The organism is Thalassovita aquimarina (genome assembly GCF_018219815.1).
In the GTDB taxonomy this organism is placed as follows: Bacteria; Pseudomonadota; Alphaproteobacteria; order Rhodobacterales; family Rhodobacteraceae; genus Thalassobius; species Thalassobius aquimarinus.
On record NZ_JADMKU010000016.1, the window covers coordinates 1 to 24099 of the forward strand.

Here is a 24099-nt window from a genome sequence, read left to right on the forward strand (position 1 = left end):
TGCAAGGCGGGTCTGGCGCTGAACCCGGGCACCGGGGTCGAGGATATCGATTACCTGCTCGACATGGTCGACCTGGTCTGCGTGATGACGGTGAATCCCGGCTTCGGCGGGCAGAAGTTCATCCACAGCCAGATCGAGAAGGTGAAGAAGCTGCGCGCCATGATCGGCGACCGGCCCATCCATATCGAGATCGACGGCGGCGTGACGCCGGAAACCGCGCCGCTGGTGGTGGACGCCGGGGCCGACGTCCTGGTCGCCGGATCGGCGGTGTTCAAGGGCGGATCGGTGGACAATCCCGCGCCCTATGGCGAAAATATCCGGGCGATCCGCACAGCGGCCACCCACCTGCAGGCCGCCTGATCTTCAGGAAGGATTTCTTTATGGCTGTTTCGCCCCCCGTCTGCGATTTCGACTGGCCCGCGCCCGACTTTTCCCTGCCCGCGACCGACGGCAAGACCTATACGCTTGCCGACATCAAGGGCCCCAAGGGCACGCTGATCATCTTTATGTGCAACCATTGCCCCTATGTACTGGCCGTGCTGGACCGCATCCTGCGCGATGCGCGGGATTTGCAGGCGCTCGGCATCGGGGTGGCGGCGATTTCGGCCAATGACGCCAGGGCCTATCCAGCCGACGGTTTCGACAAGATGAAGGAAATGGCGGAAACGCGCGGTTTCCCCTTCCCGTATCTCTATGACGAAACGCAGGACGTGGCGCGCGCCTATGGCGCTGCCTGTACGCCGGATTTCTTCGGCTTCAATGCGAATCTCGGGCTGCAATATCGCGGCAGGCTCGATGCCTCGCGCAAACAGGCGGGGCCGGACGATCTGCGCCGCGATCTATACGAGGCAATGAAACAGGTGGCGGAGACCGGCAAGGGGCCCGCTGAACAGATCCCCTCGATGGGATGCTCAATCAAATGGAAGGCCGCATGATGGCGCGTATCGTATTCGACCTTGACGGAACCCTTATCCACAGCGCCCCCGATATCCGGACCATCGCCAATTCGATCCTGAGCGAGGAACGGATGGAGTTGATATCGCTGGACGAAACCATCGATTTCATCGGCAACGGCGCCTCGGTCTTCATCGAAAAGATGCGCGCGGCGCGGGGCATTCCCGATGCCGACCATGACCGCCTGCTGACTGTCTTCCAGGACCGCTATGAAACCGTGCTGGAGCTGACCGCCCCCTATCCCAACGTGCGCGAGTCCCTGGCACATCTGATCGTCGCCGGGCACCGGCTGGGCCTGTGCACCAACAAACCGATGCGAGCGACGCGGGCGGTGCTGTCGCATCTGTCGCTGACCGATCCCCTGAGCGTGGTCTATGGCGGCGACAGCTTGGACAAACGCAAACCGGACCCGGCGCCGCTGTTGGCGACGCTTGACGATCTCGGCACCGGCCCCTGCCTTTATGTCGGCGACAGCGAGGTGGATGCAGAAACCGCCGATCGCGCCGGGGTGCCGTTCCTGCTGTTCACCGAAGGGTACCGCAAGACACCGGCGGAAGACCTGCCGCATCTGGCGCGGTTTTCCGACTTCGCCGAACTGCCGGATCTGGTGCAGGCCCAGCTAGAGGTGATCGCATGACCCTGCGCGCGCTGATCTTCGACGTCGACGGCACGCTTGCGGAAACCGAGGAACTGCACCGGCGGGCCTTCAACGACACGTTCGCAGCCGAAGGGGTGGCGTGGCACTGGGATCGAGACGAGTATCGCGAACTGCTGAAAACCACCGGCGGCAAGGAACGGATGCTGGCCTTTGCCGCGCGCGAAGCCATCCCTTTCGACGCGGAAGCAGCCGCCCGGCTGCACAAGATCAAGACGGCGCGCTATGCCGACCTGGTGGATCAGGGCGGGCTGCAGCTGCGCCTGGGGATTGCCGAACTGATCGACAAGGCGCGGGCGCAGGGGCTGAAACTGGCCATCGCCACCACCACCAGCCCGCAGAATGTCGACCGGCTGTGTCACAGCTGCTGGGGGCGGGCGGCGGATGAGGTGTTCGATGTCATTGCCGCCGGCGATCAGGTGGCGCGCAAGAAACCGGCGCCGGACGTCTATCAATTGGCGCTGCAGCGGCTGGGCCTGTCGGCAGAGGACACCATCGCCTTCGAAGATACCGCCAACGGCGTCAGATCGGCCCGCGCGGCGGGGATCCGCGTGGTGGTCACCCCGTCGATGTATAGCGGATCGGAAGATTTCACCGGCGCCGACTGGATCCTGCCGACGCTGTCGCGGGCGAACTGGACGGCCGATCTGGCCGATCTGCTGCCGGCGGCATGAAAAAAGGGGGACCAAAGCCCCCCTTTCAATGTTCCTTGATTTCTCAGAAGCTCAGGCTGTCCAGCGCGGCGGCGTAGATATCGAACATCTCTTTCACCTGGTCTTCGTTGATGATCATCGGCGGGCACAGCGCCACGGTGTCGCCGAGGTTGCGCACGATCAGCCCGCGCTCAAGGCAGGCGGCGCTCATCGCCGCACCCGCGGTTCCGGCCGCATCGCCCTGTTGTTTCAGTTCCAGCGCGCCGATCAAGCCGATGCCGCGCGCTTCCTTGGCCAGATCGTGCCCGGCCAGCGCGTTCAGCCGCTCAAGGAACAGCGGCGACAGTCGGGCGACGTTGCCGACCAGGTCGCGTTCCTCGATGATTTTCAGGTTCTCCAGCGACACCGCCGCGCCGACAGGGTGGCCCGAGCCGGTGAAACCGTGCCCGAAAGTGCCGATCCGGTTGGTTTCGTCCGCGATCGGCTGATAGACGCGGTCGTTCATCATCACCGCCGAGAACGGGATGTAGGACGAACTGAGCTGCTTCGACATAACCATGATGTCGGGTTCGATCCCCATGGTTTCGCTGCCGAACATTTTGCCGGTGCGGCCAAACCCGCAGATCACCTCGTCGGCGACCAGCAGGATGTCGTATTTCTTCAGCACGTCCTGGATCGCCTTCCAGTACCCTTCCGGCGGCACGATCACGCCGCCGGCGCCCATCACCGGTTCACCGATGAAGGCGGCGATGGTGTCGGGGCCTTCGGCCTGGATCATCTCGTCCAGTTCGCGGGCCAGCCGGGCGACGAAATCGGCCTCGGATTCGCCATCCTGCGCGAAGCCGCCGTAATGCGGGCAGCCGGCATGCAGCACCTGCGGGATGGGCAGGTCGAAGGACATGTGATTGTAGGGCAGGCCGGTCAGGCTTCCGGACGCGACGGTGATGCCGTGATAGCCCTTGATCCGGCTGATGATCTTCTTCTTTTCCGGCTTGCCGAGTGCGTTGGAGCGGTACCACAGCAGCTTGACCACGGTGTCGTTGGCCTCGGACCCGGAATTGGTGAAGTAAACCTTCGACATCGGTACCGGCGCCATCTGGATCAGCTTTTCCGACAGTTCCACCGCCGGCGTGTGACCGCGCTGAGCGAAGGTGTGGTAATAGGGCAGCTTGGCCATCTGTTCGGTGGCGGCCTTGACCAGGCGGTCTTCGCCGAAACCGACGGCGACCGACCAAAGGCCGGACATGCCTTCGATGTATTTCTTGCCGGTGTTGTCGGTGACATAGACGCCGTCGCCCTGTTCGATGATCAGCGATCCCTCGGCTTCCATCTTGCGGGCATTGGTGTAGCTGTGCAGCTGATAGGCCGCGTCGCGGGCTTCGATCGAATTGGGCTGAACGGTCATCTTCATTCCTTTCTTGCAGCGATGCCAGCCACCGAGGCGGACTTGCCGGCACTGTTGGATTTGCCCGAGTGTTTGCGAATTCCGGCCGCGGCGACAAGGCAATTCTGTAGTTTTTGATCAAATATATTCATGCACGCCATTCCAATCATGCATGCCGCGCCATTTCCTGTGCCCGCGCCTGTCATGACGCTCTCAGCTGGCAGGGCTGTTCGCCCGGCACAACTGCGGAAAGCTATGGCGATCCCTGAAGGACTCGAACCCTCAACCTGCCGATTAGAAGTCGGCTGCTCTATCCAGTTGAGCTAAGGGACCGCGAAAAGGCGCGCTTGGTACCTGCCGTATTGTGTAGTTCCAACTCAAGTGGCCGCGCAAGTAATGATTTTCGCCATATAAGTCAATTACTTGATTGACAGGCGGTTATCGTGCGCGATCAAGAACCGTTTGCTGGCAGGCAAAAGCCCCCGCTTGCGTACGCCGTTGACGCGATTGGCCGGGCAATCCGGGCATGCCCGGTTTCAACGGAGAGGGGCGAATTCGCTTATCGCCCCTTCCACCCGTTCAATATGGGGCGTCACTTCGGCGGGGGGCAGCGTTCCCGTCACGTCGTGAAATCGTCGATCAGCGGGTTGGGCTTCGCAAACCGCTCGAGATCTTCCTGATCGCCGATCCTGACGCGGGCGCCGTTGACGCTGACGCCGTAGGGCTGCAGGCCCTTGAAGGCCCGGCTCAGGTTTTCAGGGGTCATGCCGAGAACGGAGGCAAGCCGCTTCTTCTCGTAGTCGAGATCGAACTCTGCCGCGCCGCCGGCATTCTTCTGTTTGCGCAACAGGTAATTCGCGAGCCGTTCCAGCGACGTTCTGAGCTTGAGGTCTTTCTGCACCTTGACGACCGACCGGTAGCACTGCGCCAGTTCGGTGACGATCGCGCGCGCGAAATTTCCGTCGGCGTCGAAAACCGCCCTGACATCCTGGCTCGGGATCAGGGCGATCCGGCTTTTCTCCAACGTCTGGGCCGACATCAGGTAGGGGGCATCCTTGACCGTTGCGGCAAGAATGAAGGTCGATATCGGCCGCACGGTCGCCATGCTGGTTTCGCGGCCATTCCAGGTCGAGAACAGGTCGACCGATCCCGACAGAATGATGTGCAGGAAATCGCTCGGGTCGCCTTCGGTGATCAGTTCGATCTGCGGCGGAAAATTTTGCACATACGCACCGCGCATGAGCGACAGGAAATGCTCATCCGCCATGTCGGAAAAAAGATGGAGCTCCCGGATGTCCGGATAGTCCGACTCGGGCATACCTAGACGCACCTGCGATCCCCCTCGATTTCAATCAAGCGTCGACTTGATAAATGTTAAGCTGCGAATTGATCAACGTCCATCATCCTCTTGATGCCGCATTGTCGATGAACTGACATTTATTTTCAAACCATTTATTTCGTTACGCTTTTTCCGGGTTTGTGATCTAGATCAAGTTTCTAAACGCCCAGTTCCCCGCACTCCTGTCAGCAAGCCCGTCATGGGTCATCGCGCGAATTCGAATGCTGGAGGGACAACCAATGCACACACTCGATGGTGTTTCACGCTCGGACCAGTACCGAGCCTTGGGACTAAGCACTTTCGCGTTCACGGTCTGTTTTGCAGTCTGGACGATCTTTTCGATCATCGGGGTCAAGATCAAACAGGATCTTGGCCTCAGCGACACGCAGTTCGGTCTGCTGGTCGCAACGCCCGTTCTTACCGGTTCGATCAGCCGCATCTTTCTCGGTGTCTGGACCGAACAGTTCGGCGGCCGGATCATGTTCCCGCTGCAGATGCTGGTCACCGCGGTCGCGGTCTGGCTGCTGACCAGCGTGCACACATATGAAATTTTCCTGCTCGCGGCGCTTGGCCTCGGCCTTGCCGGCGGGTCGTTCATCGTCGGCGTCGCCTATACGTCGCGCTGGTTCGACAAGGAACACCAGGGTACGGCGCTTGGCATTTTCGGGGCGGGGAATGTCGGCGCGGCCGTCACCAACTTCGCCGCGCCGTTCCTCGTCGTTGCGGTTGGCTGGGAAGGCACCGCACGCATTTATGCCATCGTTCTGGCGATCACGGCGGTTCTGTTCTTCGTACTGAGCAAGACCGATCCGGTCGTGCAAGAACGCAAGCGCACCGGCGCACGTCCGGTTTCGGCCGGCGCACAGCTGGCGCCGCTGAAAAACATGCAGGTCTGGCGCTTTGCCACCTATTACTTCTTCGTCTTCGGAGGCTTCGTCGCGCTCGCCAGTTTCCTGCCGCGCTACTATGTCGGCGCCTATGGTCTCGAACTGACGACGGCGGGCGTTTTCGCCGGTCTCTACTCGTTGCCCGGTTCTGTATTCCGCGCGCTCGGCGGCTGGCTGTCGGACAAATGGGGGGCCCGGTTCGTCATGTACCTGACCTTCATCGTCTCGCTCGTGGTGCTTTTCGTCATGAGCTACCCGCAGACCAGCTACACGGTGTCCGGCATCAGCGGCCCGATCGAGTTCGACTTCGGCCTGTCGGTGGGTTTCTTCGTCGCGATGACGGTGGTGCTCGGCTTCATGATGAGCCTCGGCAAGGCGGCGGTCTACAAACACATCCCGGTCTACTACCCGCACCACGTGGGGGCTGTCGGCGGTCTCGTCGGCATGATCGGGGGGCTGGGCGGCTTCTTCCTGCCCATCGCTTTCGGGGTGCTGCTGGACCTCACCGGTGTCTGGACCGCGCCCTACATGCTGCTTTTCGTGATCGTCGCCATCTCGACCATCTGGATGCATGTCGCGATCCGCAGGATGGAACGTGGCCGTCACCCGGGCCTGGCCGAAGAGACCTTCCTCTCCGACGTGCCCAGCGAACCGCATCCCAAACCCGATTCCCCGGCGCCGCGCGCGCCAGGTTCGGCGGCGTCGCAGCCCGCGGAATGATCTGAAACAGGGAAGGGCCACCAAGGCGGGCGGCCCTCCACACCCCAGTGCCCGAAAGGTTAGATACCATGGCGAACATAGACACACATGCCGGTCAACAGGGGCATACCCTGATCGACTGGCGCCCCGAGGACCCGGCCTTCTGGAAGGACAAGGGGCATTCGGTGGCGACCCGCAACCTCTGGATTTCGATCCCCGCGCTGCTTCTGGCCTTCTCGGTCTGGATGGTCTGGTCGGTGGTGGTCGCCAAGCTGCCGGCGATCGGCTTCGATTACTCGACGGGGCAGCTGTTCTGGCTGGCGGCGCTGCCCGGACTGTCGGGCGCGACGCTGCGTATCTTCTACAGCTTCATGATCCCGATCTTCGGCGGCCGGAAATGGACGGCGATCTCGACCGCGTCTCTGCTGCTGCCCGCAGTGGGGATCGGCTTTGCCGTGCAGAACCCGGAAACGCCCTATGTGATGTTTCTCGTTCTTGCGCTGATGTGCGGTTTCGGCGGCGGCAACTTCGCCTCTTCGATGGCCAACATCGCTTATTTCTATCCCAAGAAAACCAAGGGCAACGCGCTGGCGCTCAATGCGGGGCTCGGCAATCTCGGCGTGTCGGTGATGCAGTTCGTGGTTCCGATGGTGATCACCGCCGGCGTCTTCGGCGCGATTGGGGGCTCCCCGGTTACTCTTGAAGATGGCAGCCAGCTCTGGATTCAGAACGCCGGTTTCATCTGGGTGCCGTTCATCGCTCTGGCGGCCATCGCCGCATGGTTCGGGATGAACGATATCGCCGACGCCAAGGCGTCCTTCCGCGAACAATCCATCATCTTCTCGCGCCGGCATAACTGGATCATGTGCATTCTCTACACCGGGACTTTCGGCAGCTTCATCGGCTATGCCGCGGGCTTCCCGCTGCTGATGAAGACGCAGTTCCCGGACGTGAACGTGCTGCAATACGCGTTCCTGGGGCCGCTCGTGGGGGCGCTCAGCCGTGCCGCAACCGGGTGGGTATCCGACAAGTTCGGCGGCGGCCGCGTTACCTTCTGGACCTTCCTCGGCATGATCGTGGCGGTCTGGGGCGTGCTTCAGTTCCTGCCTTCCGAAGCAACACCCGCCGGCAATTTCTGGGGCTTCTTCGCCTGCTTTATGGCGCTGTTCTTCCTGACCGGGGTCGGCAACGCGTCGACCTTCCAGATGATCCCCTCGATCATGCGCCAGGAAGTGCCGCGGCTGATGCCCCAGCTGGACGAGGCCTCGACGTTGAAGCAGTCCGAGCGCGAAAGCGCCGCGATCATCGCCTTCACGTCGGCAATCGCCGCTTACGGCGCCTTCTTCATCCCCAAGGCCTACGGGACCTCGATCAGCATGACCGGTGCCCCGAACGGCGCGCTCTGGGCGTTCCTGTGCTTCTACGTGCTCTGCGTTGCGATCACGTGGATCTTCTACAGCCGCAAAAACGCCCCGGTGCCCTGCTGAGCATCTGACGCCACCGGGCGCGCGGTCGGTGCGCCCGGTCAGCCACAGGAGAAAACGACATGAGCCATCTGCTCGACAGAATGAACTTCCTCCAGTCCAAGGAGCTTGAGCCGTTCTCCAACGGTCACGGTCAGGTCACCCGCGAGAACCGAGACTGGGAGGACACCTACAGAAACCGCTGGCGGCACGACAAGGTCGTCCGTTCGACCCACGGGGTGAATTGCACCGGGTCCTGTTCCTGGAAGATCTACGTGAAATCGGGGATCGTGACCTGGGAAACCCAGCAGACCGATTACCCGCGCACCCGACCGGACCTGCCGAACCACGAACCGCGCGGCTGTGCGCGCGGCGCTTCCTACAGCTGGTATCTCTACAGCGCGAACCGTGTGAAGAATCCGCTTGTCCGCGGTCGCCTGATGAAGGTCTGGCGCAAGATGCGCGAAACGATGACCCCGATCGAGGCCTGGAGCAAGATCCAGAACGACCCGATCCTGCGGGCCCCATATGTGGAAACCCGCGGCAAGGGCGGTTTCGTGCGCGCTTCGTGGGACGAGGCCACCGAAATCACCGCCGCCGCCAATGCCTACACCGCCAAGACCTACGGCCCCGACCGTGTCTTCGGTTTTTCGCCGATCCCGGCCATGTCGATGGTCAGCTACGCGGCCGGTTCGCGCTATCTCAGCCTGCTCGGCGGTGTCTGCATGAGCTTCTACGATTGGTATTGCGACCTTCCGCCGGCATCACCGATGACCTGGGGCGAACAGACCGACGTGCCCGAAAGCGCCGACTGGTACAATGCGGGCTATCTGCTGCTCTGGGGGTCGAACGTGCCGCAGACCCGGACTCCGGACGCGCATTTTTATACTGAAGCCCGCTACAAGGGCACCAAGTCCGCCGTCATCTGTCCCGACTATTCCGAAGCCGCCAAGTTTGGCGATGTCTGGCTCAACGTGAAGCAGGGCACCGACGCGGCGCTCGCCATGGCCTTCGGTCACGTCATCCTGCGCGAATTCCACCTCGATCGGCAGTCGGCGTATTTCGAAGAGTATTGCCGCAAGTATTCCGATTTCCCGATGCTGGTGAAGCTCGACGACAAGGACGGTAAACTCGTCCCGGGCCGGTTCCTGCGGGCCGACGATCTCGACGGCAAACTGGGCGAGGAAAACAATCCGGAATGGAAAACCGTCGCTTTCGACGAAAATTCCGGGACGCTCGTGGCGCCGAACGGATCGATCGGATACCGCTGGGGCGAACAGGGCGAATGGAACCTCGAGGAAAAGGCCGCGGGGACCGAAACGAAGCTGCAGATGACGCTGCTGCTCGATGACGATCACGACGACGTCGTCGGTGTAGATTTCCCCTATTTCGGCGCCGATGCGACCGAGGCCTTTTCGACCGGTGACCGCCGCCCGAACGTCCTGACCAAGAACGTGCCGGTCAAGCGCATCCAGACGGCCGAGGGCGAAGTGGCCGTGGCCACGGTCTTCGACCTGTTCTGCGCCAATTACGGACTCGACCGGGGGCTTGGCGGCGAATGGGTGGCGAAGGATTATGCCGAGGACATTCCCGGCACGCCGGCCTGGGCCGAGAAGATCACCGGGGTTTCCGCCGACAAGATCGTCCACGTGGCGCGGGAATTCGCCCGGAATGCCGAGAAGACCAAAGGCAAGTCGATGATCATCATCGGTGCGGCGATGAACCACTGGTTCCACATGGACATGAATTATCGCGGCGTCATCAACATGCTGGTGATGTGCGGTTGCGTCGGCCAGTCCGGCGGCGGCTGGGCACATTACGTCGGGCAGGAAAAACTGCGCCCGCAGACCGGTTGGCAACCGCTGGCCTTCGCGCTTGATTGGGGGCGGCCGCCGCGGCACATGAATTCGACCAGCGCCTGGTATGCCCATACGGACCAGTGGCGCTACGAGACGCTGACGGCGGGAGAAATCCTGTCGCCGACCGCGCCCGAAGGTGATTGGGACGTGTCGATGATCGACTACAACATCCGCGCCGAGCGGATGGGGTGGCTGCCCTCGGCGCCGCAGTTGAAGACCAATCCGCTGGAGGTGGCGAAACAGGCCAAGGCGGCGGGTAAGGACATCGCGCCCTTCGTGGCCGAACAGCTGAAGTCGGGTGATCTGGACATGTCCTGCCAGGATCCGGACGATCCGGCGAACTGGCCGCGAAACCTGTTCGTCTGGCGATCGAACCTGCTGGGGTCGTCGGGCAAGGGGCACGAATATTTCCTCAAACACCTGCTGGGCACCGATCACGGCGTTCTGGGCCACGACCTGGGAGTGGAAGGCCGCCAGTTGCCGAAGGAAGCGACGTGGCACGAGGAAGGTCCGCGCGGCAAGCTGGACCTGCTGGTGACCATCGATTTCCGGATGTCCACCACCGCCGTCTATTCCGACATCGTCCTGCCAACGGCCAGTTGGTACGAAAAGGACGACATGAACACGTCGGACATGCACCCGTTCATCCACCCGCTGCAAGCGGCGGTGGATCCGGCATATGAAAGCAAGTCCGACTGGGAAATCTTCAAGTCCATCGCGAAGAAGCTGCAGGAAATCGTGCCCGGCTACCTAGGCAAGGAAACCGACATCGTCGCGCTTCCGATCCTGCACGACACCCCTGCCGAAATCGCGCAGGACCAGGTGAAGGACTGGAAGAAGGGCGAATGCGACCTGATCCCGGGCAAGACCGCGCCGAACTTCATCGCGGTGGAGCGGGACTATACCGCGATCTACGACCGGTTCACGGCGCTTGGCCCGCTGATGGATAAGCTCGGCAACGGCGGCAAAGGGATCAGCTGGAACACGCAGGACGAGATCGACAATCTCGGAGCGCTGAACGGTGTCCAGCCGGAAGGTCCTGCCAAGGGGCGCCCCAAGATCGACACCGCCATCGACGCCTGCGAGGTGATCCTCATGCTGGCGCCCGAAACCAATGGCGAGGTCGCGGTTAAGGCCTGGGAGGCGCTCGGCAAGGCGACGGGGCGCGAACATGCCCACCTGGCCGAGGGCGAACATCACAACAAGATCCGTTTCCGCGATATCGCCGCGCAGCCGCGCAAGATCATTTCCTCGCCCACATGGTCGGGCATCGAGAGCGAGAAGGTCAGCTACAATGCCGGCTATACCAACGTCCACGAACTGATACCGTGGCGGACCCTGACAGGTCGTCAGCAGCTGTATCAGGATCACCTGTGGATGCGGGCGTTTGGCGAGGGCTTCATGTCCTACCGGCCGCCGGTCGACCTCAAGACCATCACCGAGGACGTTCTGGATGCCGGGGACAGCCTGATGCTGAACTTCATCACGCCGCACCAGAAATGGGGCATCCATTCCACCTATTCCGACAACCTGTTGATGCTGACGCTCAATCGCGGCGGTCCGGTGATCTGGATTTCCGAAAACGACGCCAAATCGGTGGGCATCGTCGATAACGACTGGGTGGAACTGTACAACGTGAATGGCGCGCTGACGGCGCGGGCAGTGGTCAGCCAGCGCATCAAGGACGGCACGACGTTCATGTACCACGCGCAGGAAAAGATCGTGAACACGCCCGGTTCCGAAAAGACCGGCCACCGCGGCGGCATCCACAATTCGGTCACCCGCACCGTTTTGAAACCCACCCACATGATCGGCGGCTATGCCCAGCAGTCCTACGGCTTCAACTACTACGGAACCGTCGGTGCGAACCGGGACGAATTCGTCGTCGTCCGCAAGATGAAGAAGATCGACTGGCTCGACGAGCCCGCGTCCACGAAGGAGGCCGCAGAATGAGAATCCGCGCTCAAATCGGCATGGTGCTGAACCTCGACAAGTGCATCGGGTGCCACACCTGTTCCGTCACCTGCAAGAACGTCTGGACCAGTCGCGACGGCGTCGAATACGCCTGGTTCAACAACGTCGAAACCAAGCCCGGCACCGGCTATCCGACCGACTGGGAAAACCAGGACCGTTGGAACGGCGGCTGGACCCGGACGAAATCCGGCAAGCTGCAACCCAAGCAGGGGTCCAAGTGGCGGATACTGGCGAATATTTTCGCCAATCCCGACCTGCCCGAGATCGACGACTACTACGAACCGTTCGATTTCGACCACGACCACCTGAAATCCGCCCCGGAGATGAAGGCGTTCCCCACCGCGCGCCCCCGGTCGAAGATCACCGGCGAACGGATCGAGAAGATCGAGAAAGGTCCGAACTGGGAGGAAATCCTCGGAGGCGAGTTTTCCAAGCGCAGCGAGGACTACAACTTCGAAGGCATCCAGAAGGAAATCTACGGCGAATACGAGAACACCTTCATGATGTATCTGCCGCGGCTTTGCGAACACTGCCTGAATCCGGCCTGTGCCGCGAGCTGCCCGTCGGGCGCGATCTACAAGCGCGAAGAGGACGGGATCGTCCTCATCGATCAGGAAAAGTGCCGCGGCTGGCGGATGTGCGTTTCGGGCTGCCCGTACAAGAAGGTTTATTACAACTGGTCCACCGGAAAGTCCGAGAAATGCACGCTGTGCTATCCCCGGATCGAAAGCGGCAACCCGACCGTGTGTTCGGAAACCTGCGTCGGTCGCATCCGCTATCTTGGCGTTATGCTCTATGACGCCGACAAGATCGACGAAGCGGCGAACGCGGCCGACAAGACCGACCTCTACGATGCCCAGCTCGGCGTCTTCCTCGACCCGCATGACCCGGTGATCGTGGAAACCGCCCGCGCCGACGGCATCCCCGAGGACTGGATCAAGGCGGCGCAGGAAAGCCCGATCTGGAAGATGGCGATGGAATGGAAGGTCGCCTTCCCGCTGCATCCCGAATACCGGACGCTGCCGATGGTGTGGTACATCCCGCCGCTGTCGCCGATCCAGAACGCGGCCGAGGCGGGGGCCATCGGCATGGACGGCGCGATGCCGGACGTGCGCAACCTGCGCATCCCGCTGCGCTATCTCGCCAACATGCTGACGGCGGGCGACGAAGCCCCGGTGGCGCAGGCGCTTGAACGGATGCTGGCGATGCGCGCCTACATGCGGGCCAAATCCGTGGACGGGGTGATCGACGAAGCCATCGCGGCCCGCGCCGGTCTGTCGGGCCGGGTGATCGAGGACATGTACAAGATCATGGCGCTTGCCGATTACGAGGATCGTTTCGTGATCCCCACCACCCACCGGGAACAGGTCGAGGAAGCCTACGACCTGCGCAGCGGCTGCGGCTTCACCGACAGCAACGGATGCTCCACCGGCATCTCCAAGGGGTCGCTTTTCGGCGGCGCCAAGAAACCCCTGAAAATGCCGACGGAGGCCATGTGATGGACCGCACCCTGAAAGCCCTGTCCCTGATCCTTAGCTATCCCACTCCGGGACTGCAGGCGGCGATGCCGGAAATCGGGGGCGTTCTCGCCTCCGATACCCGGCTCACCGCGGCGGCCCGCCGGGCGCTGCGCCCGCTGGTCGACACGCTGGGGTCGGACGATATCTATGACCTCGAAGAACGCTACGTGATGCTGTTCGACCGGTCGCGCACATTGTCTCTCAACCTGTTCGAACATGTCCATGGGGAAAGCCGGGACCGGGGCGGCGCGATGGTGTCGCTTGTCGAAACCTACCGGGCTGCGGGCTATGAACCCGCCACCTCGGAACTGCCCGATCACCTGCCCGTGCTGCTGGAATTCCTGTCGACGCGTCCCTTCGCAGAAACACAGGAAACCTTGGCGGACGCGGCGCATATATTCGAGGCTCTGAACGCCCGGCTCGTCCGGCGGGAAAGCCCGTATGCAGCTGTGTTCGCCGCCCTTTTGCAGCTGTCCGGCGCGACCGCCGACCGCGAGGCGGTGGCCGAACTGCTCGATCAGCCCGAGGTCGATCCGGAAGACCTCGAGGCGCTGGACGAGGTCTGGGAAGAAAGCGAGGTCCGCTTCGGCCCCGATCCCAACGCCGGCTGCCCGCAGGTGCGCGACATGCTCGCGCGGATGGATGAACCCCAGCGTCCCGCCCCCGGCGTGGCGGCTGAATGACGGAGGCTCAGATGCACAATTTTCTTTACGGAATCTTTCCCTACATCGCCCTCGGGGTCGGGATCATGGGAACCATCGCGCGCTACGAACGCGACCCGTTCACCTGGAAAACCTCCTCCTCGCAGCTGCTGCGGCGAAAGCAGCTCATGATCGGGTCGATCCTGTTCCATGTCGGCGTCCTGGTGATCTTCTTCGGTCACCTGGTCGGTCTTCTCACCCCGATCTGGGTGTTCGACACATTGGGCATCAGCCACGGTGCGAAGCAGATTTTGGCGGTGGCCGCTGGCGGGATCGCCGGGGTGATGGCGCTGGTCGGCGGGATCATGTTGTTCCACCGCCGCTGGGTCGATCCGCGCATCCGCCAGACCTCCAGCGTCTGGGATATCGCGATCCTTGTCATGCTCCTGGCGCAGCTGGTGCTGGGGATCGGCACGATCTTCGTCTCGCTGGGGCATCTCGACGGTCACGAGATGGTCAAGTTCATGTCCTGGGCGCAGGGGATTTTCACCTTCGACGGGGCGGCGGCAAGCTACATCGCTGACGTGGCGCTGGTCTTCAAGCTGCACCTGTTTCTCGGTCTCATGATCATCGCGGTGTTCCCGTTCACGCGGCTGGTACATATCGTGTCGGGCTTCGCGGCGCCGTTCCGTTACCTGCTCACGCGCCGCGGCTACCAGATCGTGCGCTCGCGTCGCAGCGCGGCCTTGCCGCACCACGCCGGACCGGTTTCCGCATCGCGCAAGGTGGTTGATCCGAAGCTGCCGCCTGAAACCGCGTCCAGCCTGGCCGCCCGGGCTGCGGAGTGATCGCCATGAAAGTCGCCCTTTTTCCCGATCTCGTCGTCAACGGCGAAACCGTCCCGCAGGCGGCCATCGCCGCCGAAGCGCAGAACCACGGCGCGCCGAAGGGCAAGCCGGGCATTGCATGGCGCAAGGCGGCTAATGCGATGGCGGTACGCACCCTGCTGCTGCAGGACGCGCGCCGGCGCGGCATCGAACCCCAGCCCGAAGAGGTCGGGTCGGGCCGCTTCGAAACGGATGAGGAGGCCCTGATACGGGGCCTTCTCGCCACGGTGGTCGAGGTCGAAACCCCGGCCGAGCCGGCCATTCGCGCCGAATGGGAGCGCGATCCGTCGCGCTTCCGCACACCGCCGCTTTGGGAAGTGTCCCACATCCTTTGCGCCTGTGATCCGTGCGACGAAGCCCAGAGCGCCATCGCCCGGACCCGCGCGGAAGACCTTGCCGCGCGGGCATGCGGCAACCCGCGTGGCTTCGCACGGCTTGCCTCCGAACACAGCGATTGCGGTTCGAAAGGGTCGGGCGGCGCGCTTGGCCAGCTCGGGCCGGGCGACACGGTGCCCGAATTCGAAGCCGCCCTGCGCGGACTTTCCGAGGGCGAAATCACTGCCGCGCCCGTCCAGACGCGCCACGGCTGGCATGTCATCCGCATGGATGCGGTCGCCGAAGGGGAAGTGCTGCCCTACGACGCCGTGAGACAGCGGATTTCGGACGCCATGGAAAAGGCGGCCTGGGCCGGTGCGGCCCGAACATTCGTCAACCAACTGGTCGCGTCCGCCGATATCTCTGGCGCGGACCTCCGGCCGGTCTGACCCGGGAGGGCGGAGCCATGGTCAACCACATTCCGAACCAGAAGCGGGGGGATTGCCTGACCCCCACCACGCTGGACCTGCTTGGCAATCCGCTTGACTTCATCCACGAGGATCACCTGCGGGAACGGGAAATCTGCGCCATGATCGACAGGATCGTGGACGCCGAAGACCCAGATCGCGACCAGGCGCGCGTGATCCTGAGCTTTCTTCGTGAAGAGCTTCCGCTGCATCTGGAAGACGAGGAACAGGACCTGTTTCCGCTGCTCAGACGCCGCTGCGAGACGGAGGATGAAATCGACAAGGCGATACAGAGGCTCGAGACCGATCATCGCCACGCGGACGAAGACACGCCCGGCGTGATCGCCATCCTCGCGGCGCTGGAGGCGGGAGAGCGGCAGCCGTCCGACGATGACCAGTCGGTTCTCGTCCGCTATGCCGGCCACGCCCGGCGTCACCTCATCCTCGAGAACGCGATCATCCTGCCCTTTGCGAAACTGCGACTGACCGAGGGCGATCTCGGAACGCTTCGCCTGCGGATGATGCAACGCCGCGGCCTCGACCGCCTGATGGAGACCTCTGATGCTGAATGACCTTCTGGAGCGAAACATCGCCTGGTCGGAGGCGCGCAACAACGATGATCGTGGCTACTTCGCCCGACTGGCGGCGCAGCAGCGGCCCGAATTCTTCTGGATCGGGTGTTCGGACAGCCGGGTTCCGGCAAACGTGGTGGCGGGGCTCGATCCGGGCGAGGTTTTCGTCCATCGCAACGTCGCCAACGTTGTGCATTCCTCCGACATGAACCTTCTTTCGGCGCTGGAATTCGCGGTGGAGGCGCTGAAAGTGCGCGAAATCATCATCTGCGGCCATTACGGCTGCGGCGGGGTCAAGGCGGCGACAGAGGATCTACCGCACGGATTGGCCGATCACTGGCTCGAACCGATCCGCCGGCTGGCGCGGGCCTATGCGGTCGATCTCGCTCAGGAACCGGACGAAGAAGCCCGGCGCGACCGGCTTTCCGAATTGAACGTGGTCGAAGGAGTGCGGCGGGTTTGCGAAACGCCGATCATGCAAAGGGCATGGCGGCGCGGCGTGGATATCCGCCTGCACGGCCTGATCTACGGGCTGAAGGACGGTCGCCTGCGCGATCTCGATTGCACCGTGGGACCGGGACATTTTCAACGCGAGGTGGCGGAATGAACGTCGTGCAGAAGATAACGGCGCCGGGCTGCGGATGTGACGCGCCGGAGCATATGAAATCTCTCATCACCATCGACGAAGCGCTGTCCCGCATCGCCGACAACGCGGCGCCGATCCAGGCAACCGAGCAGGTGGCACCGGGGGATGCGCATGGGCGCATCCTGGCCGGGCCAGTGCGATCCCGAGCCATGACGCCGCCGTTCGACAACGCGGCGATGGATGGCTATGCGGTCGATACGACCGCCTTGTCCGGCGCGGGGCCGTGGACGCTTTCCGTATCGGCGCGTGTTCCGGCGGGGCAATTCCCGAACCTGCCGGTCACAGGTTTGTCGGCGGCGTGGATTTTCACCGGTGCGCCGGTTCCCGCCGGGGCGGATGCCGTCATGATGCAGGAAGAAGTGCAGCGGACGGGGGCGACAATCCGTATCGACCGCCGTCCTTCACCAGGGCAGAACATCCGTCGCGCCGGAAGCGATATGGCCGCCGGTGAAATCGTATTGGACGCCGGTCAACGGCTGGGCCCGCGCGAAATAGCCGCCTGTGCCGCCGCCGGCGCCGCTGCCATTGACGTTGTCAGGCCCCTTCGCGTGGGGCTTCTCGTGACGGGGAATGAAGTCCGGCAGTCCGGCTCGGATCATGACCGCGCGCAGATCTGGGACGTCAACACGCCGATGCTGTCGGCTGCGCTGGCCGGACCGTGCGTCGATGTCGTCAGCGTGGAACTTGGTGCCGACAATCGCAACAATCTGCGGCGCCAACTGGCGAAGATGTCCGAGCGGACCGATATCGTCATCACCACGGGGGGTGTTTCCGTCGGAGAAGAGGACCATGTCAAACCGGCCTTGGGCGAACTGGGCGCCGAAACCTTTTTCAGCGGTGTTGCGATCAAGCCGGGTAAGCCGGTGTCATTCGGCAGGTTGGGGTCGGCATTCTGGCTTGGCCTGCCCGGCAATCCGCTTGCGGCCTTCGTGACCTGGCAGCTTTTCGGCACGGCGCTGGTACGGGCATTGACCGGTCAACCGATCGGAAAACATTCCAGGCGGCACGTCATCACCGCTCACACCATCCGCCGAAAACCGGGACGCTGCGAATTGCGCCCGGCCACGATCGCGGGCTTCGATGACCTGGGACGCGAGGTGGCCACATTCGAACCTGCCACCCATTCAGGCCGCGTCGGCCGTTTGCCACAGGCCGATGGCCTGTTGTTCTTGCCTGCTGATATCGACGAACTGCCCGAGGACGCGTTGGTCGAGTTCCTACCTTTCTGCGATTTATGAGGACAGAGCACGATGAATATCGCCTACACTATTGCTGCGGAACGCGGCGACACGGACCTGCTTCTTCACGGTCTGGCGACATCACTTCTGGAAAACGGATACAATCCGACCGGGGCCGTCCAGATCAACACCGACCGCGCGGATGCCGGCCGTTGCGACATGGACGTCAAGGTGTTGCCACACGGCCCCGTCATCCGGATTTCGCAAAGCCTCGGCGCGGCGTCCAGGGGCTGCCGGCTTGATCCGTCAGCGCTTGAAACTGCGGTCGGACTCGTCGAAAGGCGCCTTGCGCAAGGTGCGGATTGCCTGATCGTCAACAAATTCGGAAAACACGAGGCCGAAGGACGCGGTTTTCGCGCGGTCATTGCAGAGGCGCTGAGCCTGGGTATTCCGGTTCTGGTCGGGCTGAACCGGCTGAACGTCGATGCGTTTTTCGCGTTCACCGGGGGCATGGCAACAGAGTTGCCGCCGCGCCCCCACGACATTCGGGAATGGCTGAGGCTGGCGATGACGAAAGAAGCAACGGCTGCCTGACCGGATCGGCTGATGTACAGAGAGCGGTCTTTGCCGCTCGAGGCGTCCGCCTGCTGGGCTAGCGAACGACAAGTCGAATGCGGGGTGCAAGGGCCGCAAGCCGGGAAAGACCGCTCGTCATGCTCCCCCAGTGTGAAGCCTGGAAACGCACAGATCGCCGTGATGCAGGCTGACGATCCGGGCCCGATCCTAGGGCACCACCCGATCCGGCCCGAGCGTATAGCCGGCGCCGGCATAGATCTTCAGGTTGCGCGATCCGGTGCGGATAGACCGCGGTTTCAGCCCGTATGTGCGGCGGATCGAATGGCTGAAATGGCTGCTGTCGGGATAACCCAGTTCCAGCGCGACCTCGGTCAGGCTGTCGCTGCCATTGGCGTGGTCGAGAAACCGGCGCGCCCGTTTCCACATCCTCAAGGATCGGAAGGCGATGCCGGTATTTTCCTTGAACAGGTGCAAGAAGCGCGAGGTGGACAATCCTGCCTGCGCCGCCAGGTCGTCGGCGCTCAGCGCGTTGTCCTCGATCTCGGCGCAGATCGTTTGCATCACCGCCGCGATCCGGACGTCCATCCGGCGCGGAGCCAATGCTTCGCCAAGGAAGAGTTGGTCGAAGCTGTGGTCGGTGAAGCCTTCGGTGCCGGTGACCGTATCCAGCCGAGGTTCCGCCGCCCGGATGCGCCGGGCCAGTTCGGGGCCCAGAATCGGGTCGTTGGCGCGCCTGATCAGGTCGGCCTGCGCGCGGTCGGACAGGCTTTCGGGTTCGAAGCCAAGGTTGAGTATCCAGCGGCAGGGCGACACCAGACGGTGGGTTTCATAAGGGGCCAGGGCCGCGATTTGCCGTTTTTCAAACGGGCTGGTTTTGCCGAGCCCGATTTCGAAATGACCCTCGGGGGCGACATAGATCGTGATGCCTCCGAGGCTGCGGGGCTTGCCCGAATTGCCCAGTAGACCGGAATAGAAGAACCGGTCGCGCCCAATGGCCATCTGGCCCGCCGTCCAATGGCTGTTCATCTGAAGTCCTCCCGTAGCGAGCGTGGCGCGGAGGGCAGGGGGTGTCAATTCGCCGGTCGCCTGGTTTCACATGCGGCCGGGCGAAATGGCGCAACGTCACTTTGCCGGGATCAGAAGAAGCTGACGCCGGGCGGTGTATCGTAAAGCTGCGCCACCGCGTCGGGGCGTTCGCGGAGTACCGCGCGCTGGTTGATCGAGCCCTTGTCGGTGGCTTCGCCCTTGTCGAGATCGGGCGGCGCGGTCAGCACCACCATCCGCCGCACCCGGTTGGAACTGCCCGTCGCGGCGGCGGCGAAGCTGTCGAGCTTGTCCTGCAACGCGGGCAGGTCCGCCTTTCCCATGCCCTCGGCGGGAAAGACCAGCGCGCCCAGTTCCTCGCGGTTTTCGCCGACGATCACCGCATCGCGGAGCAGCCCTTCGAAGTGATCGACCAGCCTGGCGCGCAGCGCGCCGACCGCGACCCAGGTGCCGGTGGCCAGCTTGAAGTTTTCCGCGATCCGCCCGTCGAAGAAGAATCCATTGGTCAGGTCCTCCGGATCAGCCGGGCGCAAAGCGTCGCCCAGCAGGTAAAACCCTTCGTCGTCGAAATGTTCGGCGGTGGTTTTGTCGTCCTTGAAATAACCTTGGGTGATCGAGGGGCTTTTCAGCCGCGCTTCGAGCTTGTCTTCGTTCGGCACCAGCTTCAGCGTGATGCCACGCGCCGGAACCCCGACATTGCCCGGCGCGTCCTGCTGCTCGGTGCACATCAGCGCGAACGGCCCGGTTTCGGTCGCGCCGAGTGCCGTGGTCAACAGCACATCGTGCCCAGCAACGTCCCGCGCCATCTGCAGCAATCCGTCCCAGATATGCTGCGCCATGCCAGCGCCCGCATACATCATCATGTCGAGCCGGGCGAAGAACTTCTCGGCCAATGCGCGGTCCTTGCGGAATTCGTCGAGCAGCATTTCGTAACCGGCGGGCACGTTGAAATACCAGGTCGGCGAAATCTCATGCAGGTTGCGCAGGGTTTCCCCGATCAGCTTCGGTGTCGGCTTGCCTTCGTCAATGTAGTAACTGCCGCCGTTGCACAGCACCATGTTGAACACCTTGTTGCCGCTGGCCGTATGGCTCCACGGCGCCCAGTCGACGACGACGGGCGGGTGGGTGCGCAGGAAGCGGAAGCAATCGGCGATCATGTCCTGATTGCGGGCGATCATGTCATGGCTGTTGATCACGGCCTTGGGGCTGCCGGTGGAGCCTGAGGTGAACAGGTATTTCGCCACCATGTCGCCGGTAAGCCGTTCGAAAGCCGCATCTGCCCTCGCCGGATCGCCCGCCAGTTCCGCGATATCCAGCATGTCGCCTGCCGGTTTCGTGGCGGCGACCTTCATGTCAGCGGTGCGGATGGCATTGATCGCCTTGGTATAGCGTGCGCCGTCCGAGGCGAAGATCAGCCCGGGTTGCAGCAGTTCGGCCACGCCGATCAGCTTGTCATGGGTTTCCGAGACCAGCGAAAACGCAGTGGAAACGGCGGCGCTCGGCACGCCGACATATTGTGCCGCCAGCGCCACCAACGCGTGATCGAGCGAATTTTCCGACAGGATCAGGACCGGCCGTTCCTGCGACAACCCCAGATCGAGCAGCGCCGCGCCCAGTTGGCGCACCCGGTCGTGCACCTGCGCGTAGCTCAGCCGCCGCCAGTCGCCGCCCTCGATACGCTGCGCCAGGTAGGTCGCGTCGGGCGTTTTCTCGGCCCAGTATTTCAACCGCGCCGGAATGGTATTCGCCAGCCGTTCGGCCTGGCCCGGATGTTCCATCAAGATGGTTCCGTCATCGCGTTTTTCCACACGGAATTCCGGTGTCCAAAACTGCGTTGCCGTCATAATCTCTTCCTCCCAGGAGAACAGGCGAACCGGGAGACTCGCCATAGCTCATAATTGATATATAATATAACTATATTCGGGCGCGGGAGCAAGACGAGCGAACGCCCGGAGAGGCGTTTAAATCGGGAGGACCGCATAAATGACCGCAGAACCAACGCTTTCACAGCCACCATTGCGACATGTCTGCGACCTGTTCGTGACGCTAGACCCGATCCGTGAACTTGGGGCGGGTCGCGCCGGGCACAGGCGGATCATTCCGATCGTCGGTGGCCGGGCTGAAGGACCGGCCCTGAAGGGGCGCATCCTGAACCTCGGGGCGGATTGGCAGACGATCTGGGCCAATGGTGTGGCCGAACTCGACACCCGCTACGGTATCAAAACCGACGACGGCGCAGTGATCGAGATCAGAAACTACGGCTACCGCCACGGACCGGACGAGGTGATCGAGGCCATTGCGCGCGGTGAAGAGGTCGATCCGTCATCCTATTACATGCGCACCCATGCGCGGCTGGAAAGCGGCGATCCGCGATACGAATGGGTGAACCGGACCCTGTTTGTTGGTACCGGCGCGCGCAAGGATGGTCAGGTCGTGGTGTCGCTTTTCGCGATCGACTGATCGCCGGCGCCGATATCGGCGCGGGACACCGACACGCTTTTGATGATGGCATAACAGCCGGTGCCGGGCTCCAGCCCGAGGGCCGCAATGGATCGCTTGGTCACGCGGGCGAGGATCTGATCGTCACCCGCCTGCATCTGCACCATCGCGCCCGGGCCGCTGCCCGCGCGGATCGAGGTGACGGTGCCGGGCAGCAGGTTCAGTGCCGATATCCGTCCCGGCGGATCGAGAGACAGTACAACGTCGTTGGCATGGATGCGCACCCTTACGCGGTCGCCGGGATTGCCCCCGATACGGGGCAGGAACAACCGCCCGCCGGCGCTGGCCAGTTCGGTCAGTCCGTCATCATGATGCTTGACGATCTTGGCGCTCAGCACCGATCCCGCTTCGCGCAAACCGATCGCCGGGGCCAGCGCGGGATCGGACATCACCTCTTCGGTGGGGCCGGTTTTCAGCACCTTGCCCTTGTCCAGCAAGACCACGGTGGTTGCCAGCCGCGCCACTTCGGCCACCGAATGGCTGACATAGAGGATCGGGATCGCAGTTTCGTCGCGCAGGCGCTCCAGATAAGGCAGGATTTCGGCCTTGCGCGCCTCGTCCAGCGCCGCCAGCGGTTCGTCCATCAACAGAATCAGCGGATGCGACAGCAGCGCCCGCCCGATCGCCACCCTTTGCTTTTCTCCGCCAGACAGGGCTCCAGGGCGGCGGGTCAGCAGGCCGCCGATGCCCAGCATGTCGACGAGGCGGCGTTCTTCGGTGTCGGACCCGCGAATTCCGGCGAACCAGCGGCCGTAGCGCAGGTTCTGCTGCACCGTCAGATGCGGGAACAGCCGCGCCTCCTGGAACACGTAGCCGACGCGGCGCTTGTGTGGCGGCAGGCACAGGCCCTGGTCGGTGTCACACAGCAGCCGGTCGCCGACCTCGACCCTGCCGTGGTCGGGACGTAACAACCCGGCCATCGCATTGACCAGCGTGGACTTGCCCGACCCGGAACTGCCGAACAGGGCGGTGACACCTGCCGGGGCCTTGAAATCGGCGTCGAGCGTGAAACCTTCGAACGTGTGTTTGACGGAAACCGACAGGGTCATGCGCCGGCCACCCGTTTCGCCGCCCGGCGGGCCAGTACCTCAGACAGGATCAGGGCCGTCATGGCGATGGTGACGGACACCGCGACCAGCCGCAGCGCGGAGGCCTCGCCCCCCGGCACCTGCAGGAAGGCATAGATCGCCGAAGGCAGTGTCTGGGTCTGGCCGGGGATGTTAGACACGAAAGTGATCGTTGCGCCAAATTCCCCCATCGCCTTGGCGAAGCCGAGGATCGATCCGGCGATGATGCCGGGCAGGATCAGGGGCAGGGTGATCGTCACGAAAACCCAAGGGCGCGACGCGCCCAGCGTTCCGGCGGCCTGTTCCAGCTTGGGATCGACCGCTTCCAGCGCCAGCCGGATCGCCCGCACCATCAGAGGAAATCCCATGATCCCGGCCGCCAGCGCGGCACCGGTCCAGCGGAAGGCGAAAATCAACCCCAGCGTTTCATACAGCCATTCGCCCACCGGCGCGCGGCGCCCGAAGGTCAGCAGCAGCAGGTAACCGGTGACGACGGGGGGCAGGATCAGCGGCAGATGCACGATCCCGTTCAGCACCTGCTTGCCCCAGAAATCGCGCCGCGCCAGCAGGTAGGCAACCCAGATCGCCAGCGGCAACGCCACCAGCGTGGCCCAGAAAGATACCCGCAGCGACAGCGCGACGGCGGTCCATTCTTCGGGGCTCAGGAAATCCATCTGTGGCGGGTCACTTTGGCTGTGTCGGTTCGGGCAAACGTGGCGCAGGAACCTCCGCTTGGCAACCGGCCTGTCGGAAAATCGCGGAAAACCTCGGTCCCTCAGCGACAAAAAAACAGCCGCCCCCGAGGGCGGCTGTTCGTTTG

Annotated in this window: 22 protein-coding genes and 1 tRNA gene; 16 read left to right on the top strand and 7 right to left on the bottom strand. The window is 63.1% G+C overall.

Annotated features, from left to right (window positions below):
* The 4 genes from IT775_RS15620 to IT775_RS15635 form a co-directional block, all read left to right on the top strand.
* On the top strand, window positions 1–360 hold a 360-nt coding region (locus IT775_RS15620), incomplete at its 5' end, for a ribulose-phosphate 3-epimerase (protein ID WP_425519561.1).
* A gap of 20 nt (window positions 361–380) precedes the next feature.
* Entirely contained in the window at window positions 381–935 is a 555-nt protein-coding gene (locus IT775_RS15625; RefSeq protein WP_212702159.1) for a thioredoxin family protein, read from the top strand.
* Window positions 935–1591, top strand: a complete 657-nt coding sequence (gene gph, locus IT775_RS15630; RefSeq protein WP_212702160.1) for a phosphoglycolate phosphatase — start codon at window positions 935–937, stop codon at window positions 1589–1591. Before IT775_RS15625 ends, gph begins: the two co-directional genes overlap by 1 nt.
* A complete protein-coding gene (locus IT775_RS15635; protein ID WP_212702161.1) occupies window positions 1588–2283 on the top strand; it encodes an HAD-IA family hydrolase in 696 nt (231 codons plus the stop codon). The genes gph and IT775_RS15635 overlap by 4 nt, the downstream gene beginning before the upstream one ends.
* 43 nt (window positions 2284–2326) lie before the next feature.
* Here the strand turns inward: IT775_RS15635 and IT775_RS15640 are convergent, their stop codons facing one another.
* The 3 genes from IT775_RS15640 to IT775_RS15650 all read right to left on the bottom strand — a co-directional run bounded on the left by IT775_RS15640 (window position 2327) and on the right by IT775_RS15650 (window position 4964).
* Window positions 2327–3667 carry an aspartate aminotransferase family protein gene (locus tag IT775_RS15640; RefSeq protein WP_212702162.1) on the bottom strand — a complete coding sequence of 447 codons (1341 nt, stop codon included), beginning with the start codon at window positions 3665–3667 and terminating at the stop codon, window positions 2327–2329.
* Between the two features lie 235 nt (window positions 3668–3902).
* Window positions 3903–3979: transfer RNA gene (locus IT775_RS15645), tRNA-Arg, on the bottom strand.
* Window positions 3980–4265: 286 nt separating this feature from the next.
* The gene (locus IT775_RS15650; RefSeq protein WP_212702163.1) at window positions 4266–4964 is read right to left on the bottom strand and encodes a cyclic nucleotide-binding domain-containing protein; all 699 of its coding nucleotides are present in this window, start codon (window positions 4962–4964) and stop codon (window positions 4266–4268) included.
* 260 nt (window positions 4965–5224) lie between these two features.
* On the opposite strand from IT775_RS15650, the gene IT775_RS15655 reads away from it, so the two are divergent.
* The 11 genes from IT775_RS15655 (at window position 5225) to IT775_RS15705 (ending at window position 18687) form a co-directional block, all read left to right on the top strand.
* A complete protein-coding gene (locus IT775_RS15655) occupies window positions 5225–6592 on the top strand; it encodes an MFS transporter (protein WP_212702164.1) in 1368 nt (455 codons plus the stop codon).
* A 68-nt stretch (window positions 6593–6660) separates the two neighbouring features.
* The gene (locus IT775_RS15660; RefSeq protein ID WP_212702165.1) at window positions 6661–8058 is read left to right on the top strand and encodes a NarK family nitrate/nitrite MFS transporter; all 1398 of its coding nucleotides are present in this window, start codon (window positions 6661–6663) and stop codon (window positions 8056–8058) included.
* Between the two features lie 59 nt (window positions 8059–8117).
* The gene (locus IT775_RS15665) at window positions 8118–11846 is read left to right on the top strand and encodes a nitrate reductase subunit alpha (RefSeq protein WP_212702166.1); all 3729 of its coding nucleotides are present in this window, start codon (window positions 8118–8120) and stop codon (window positions 11844–11846) included.
* Window positions 11843–13366: a nitrate reductase subunit beta gene (gene narH, locus IT775_RS15670; protein WP_212702167.1), complete on the top strand. Its 1524-nt coding sequence runs from the start codon at window positions 11843–11845 to the stop codon at window positions 13364–13366. Before IT775_RS15665 ends, narH begins: the two co-directional genes overlap by 4 nt.
* On the top strand, window positions 13366–14070 hold the full coding sequence (narJ, locus tag IT775_RS15675) for a nitrate reductase molybdenum cofactor assembly chaperone (RefSeq protein ID WP_212702168.1): 705 nt from the start codon (window positions 13366–13368) through the stop codon (window positions 14068–14070). The genes narH and narJ overlap by 1 nt, the downstream gene beginning before the upstream one ends.
* Window positions 14071–14081: 11 nt before the next feature.
* Window positions 14082–14876: a respiratory nitrate reductase subunit gamma gene (gene narI, locus IT775_RS15680; RefSeq protein WP_212702169.1), complete on the top strand. Its 795-nt coding sequence runs from the start codon at window positions 14082–14084 to the stop codon at window positions 14874–14876.
* A gap of 5 nt (window positions 14877–14881) precedes the next feature.
* Window positions 14882–15679: a peptidylprolyl isomerase gene (locus tag IT775_RS15685; RefSeq protein WP_212702170.1), complete on the top strand. Its 798-nt coding sequence runs from the start codon at window positions 14882–14884 to the stop codon at window positions 15677–15679.
* 17 nt (window positions 15680–15696) lie between these two features.
* Entirely contained in the window at window positions 15697–16269 is a 573-nt protein-coding gene (locus tag IT775_RS15690; protein WP_212702171.1) for a hemerythrin domain-containing protein, read from the top strand.
* Window positions 16259–16876 carry a carbonic anhydrase gene (locus tag IT775_RS15695; protein ID WP_212702172.1) on the top strand — a complete coding sequence of 206 codons (618 nt, stop codon included), beginning with the start codon at window positions 16259–16261 and terminating at the stop codon, window positions 16874–16876. Before IT775_RS15690 ends, IT775_RS15695 begins: the two co-directional genes overlap by 11 nt.
* Complete coding sequence (locus tag IT775_RS15700; protein ID WP_212702173.1) at window positions 16873–18153, top strand: molybdopterin molybdotransferase MoeA; 1281 nt, start codon at window positions 16873–16875, stop codon at window positions 18151–18153. Before IT775_RS15695 ends, IT775_RS15700 begins: the two co-directional genes overlap by 4 nt.
* Window positions 18154–18165: 12 nt before the next feature.
* The gene (locus IT775_RS15705) at window positions 18166–18687 is read left to right on the top strand and encodes a DUF2478 domain-containing protein (protein WP_212702174.1); all 522 of its coding nucleotides are present in this window, start codon (window positions 18166–18168) and stop codon (window positions 18685–18687) included.
* Window positions 18688–18876: 189 nt separating this feature from the next.
* Here the strand turns inward: IT775_RS15705 and IT775_RS15710 are convergent, their stop codons facing one another.
* Both IT775_RS15710 and IT775_RS15715 read right to left on the bottom strand, forming a co-directional pair.
* Window positions 18877–19695: a helix-turn-helix transcriptional regulator gene (locus IT775_RS15710; RefSeq protein ID WP_212702175.1), complete on the bottom strand. Its 819-nt coding sequence runs from the start codon at window positions 19693–19695 to the stop codon at window positions 18877–18879.
* Window positions 19696–19805: 110 nt separating this feature from the next.
* Window positions 19806–21557, bottom strand: coding sequence for a feruloyl-CoA synthase (locus IT775_RS15715; RefSeq protein ID WP_212702176.1), 1752 nt, complete (start codon window positions 21555–21557; stop codon window positions 19806–19808).
* Between the two features lie 139 nt (window positions 21558–21696).
* On the opposite strand from IT775_RS15715, the gene IT775_RS15720 reads away from it, so the two are divergent.
* Complete coding sequence (locus IT775_RS15720; RefSeq protein ID WP_212702177.1) at window positions 21697–22173, top strand: DUF3237 domain-containing protein; 477 nt, start codon at window positions 21697–21699, stop codon at window positions 22171–22173.
* On the opposite strand, the gene modC is transcribed toward IT775_RS15720, so the two are convergent.
* Entirely contained in the window at window positions 22140–23261 is a 1122-nt protein-coding gene (gene modC, locus IT775_RS15725; RefSeq protein WP_212702178.1) for a molybdenum ABC transporter ATP-binding protein, read from the bottom strand. The two genes, IT775_RS15720 and modC, sit on opposite strands and share 34 nt — an antisense overlap.
* Window positions 23258–23953, bottom strand: coding sequence for a molybdate ABC transporter permease subunit (modB, locus tag IT775_RS15730; RefSeq protein WP_212702179.1), 696 nt, complete (start codon window positions 23951–23953; stop codon window positions 23258–23260). Before modB ends, modC begins: the two co-directional genes overlap by 4 nt.
* Between the last annotated feature and the right edge of the window lie 146 nt (window positions 23954–24099).

Excerpts from the sequence above, each read along its gene's own strand:
- IT775_RS15625 (WP_212702159.1), top strand. The coding sequence starts at position 381 with ATGGCTGTTTCGCCCCCCGTCTGCGATTTCGACTGGCCCGCGCCCGAC.
- gph (WP_212702160.1), top strand. The coding sequence starts at position 935 with ATGGCGCGTATCGTATTCGACCTTGACGGAACCCTTATCCACAGCGCC.
- IT775_RS15635 (WP_212702161.1), top strand. The coding sequence starts at position 1,588 with ATGACCCTGCGCGCGCTGATCTTCGACGTCGACGGCACGCTTGCGGAA.
- IT775_RS15640 (WP_212702162.1), bottom strand. The coding sequence starts at position 3,667 with ATGACCGTTCAGCCCAATTCGATCGAAGCCCGCGACGCGGCCTATCAG.
- IT775_RS15650 (WP_212702163.1), bottom strand. The coding sequence starts at position 4,964 with ATGCCCGAGTCGGACTATCCGGACATCCGGGAGCTCCATCTTTTTTCC.
- IT775_RS15655 (WP_212702164.1), top strand. The coding sequence starts at position 5,225 with ATGCACACACTCGATGGTGTTTCACGCTCGGACCAGTACCGAGCCTTG.
- IT775_RS15660 (WP_212702165.1), top strand. The coding sequence starts at position 6,661 with ATGGCGAACATAGACACACATGCCGGTCAACAGGGGCATACCCTGATC.
- IT775_RS15665 (WP_212702166.1), top strand. The coding sequence starts at position 8,118 with ATGAGCCATCTGCTCGACAGAATGAACTTCCTCCAGTCCAAGGAGCTT.
- narH (WP_212702167.1), top strand. The coding sequence starts at position 11,843 with ATGAGAATCCGCGCTCAAATCGGCATGGTGCTGAACCTCGACAAGTGC.
- narJ (WP_212702168.1), top strand. The coding sequence starts at position 13,366 with ATGGACCGCACCCTGAAAGCCCTGTCCCTGATCCTTAGCTATCCCACT.
- narI (WP_212702169.1), top strand. The coding sequence starts at position 14,082 with ATGCACAATTTTCTTTACGGAATCTTTCCCTACATCGCCCTCGGGGTC.
- IT775_RS15685 (WP_212702170.1), top strand. The coding sequence starts at position 14,882 with ATGAAAGTCGCCCTTTTTCCCGATCTCGTCGTCAACGGCGAAACCGTC.
- IT775_RS15690 (WP_212702171.1), top strand. The coding sequence starts at position 15,697 with ATGGTCAACCACATTCCGAACCAGAAGCGGGGGGATTGCCTGACCCCC.
- IT775_RS15695 (WP_212702172.1), top strand. The coding sequence starts at position 16,259 with ATGCTGAATGACCTTCTGGAGCGAAACATCGCCTGGTCGGAGGCGCGC.
- IT775_RS15700 (WP_212702173.1), top strand. The coding sequence starts at position 16,873 with ATGAACGTCGTGCAGAAGATAACGGCGCCGGGCTGCGGATGTGACGCG.
- IT775_RS15705 (WP_212702174.1), top strand. The coding sequence starts at position 18,166 with ATGAATATCGCCTACACTATTGCTGCGGAACGCGGCGACACGGACCTG.
- IT775_RS15710 (WP_212702175.1), bottom strand. The coding sequence starts at position 19,695 with ATGAACAGCCATTGGACGGCGGGCCAGATGGCCATTGGGCGCGACCGG.
- IT775_RS15715 (WP_212702176.1), bottom strand. The coding sequence starts at position 21,557 with ATGACGGCAACGCAGTTTTGGACACCGGAATTCCGTGTGGAAAAACGC.
- IT775_RS15720 (WP_212702177.1), top strand. The coding sequence starts at position 21,697 with ATGACCGCAGAACCAACGCTTTCACAGCCACCATTGCGACATGTCTGC.
- modC (WP_212702178.1), bottom strand. The coding sequence starts at position 23,261 with ATGACCCTGTCGGTTTCCGTCAAACACACGTTCGAAGGTTTCACGCTC.
- modB (WP_212702179.1), bottom strand. The coding sequence starts at position 23,953 with ATGGATTTCCTGAGCCCCGAAGAATGGACCGCCGTCGCGCTGTCGCTG.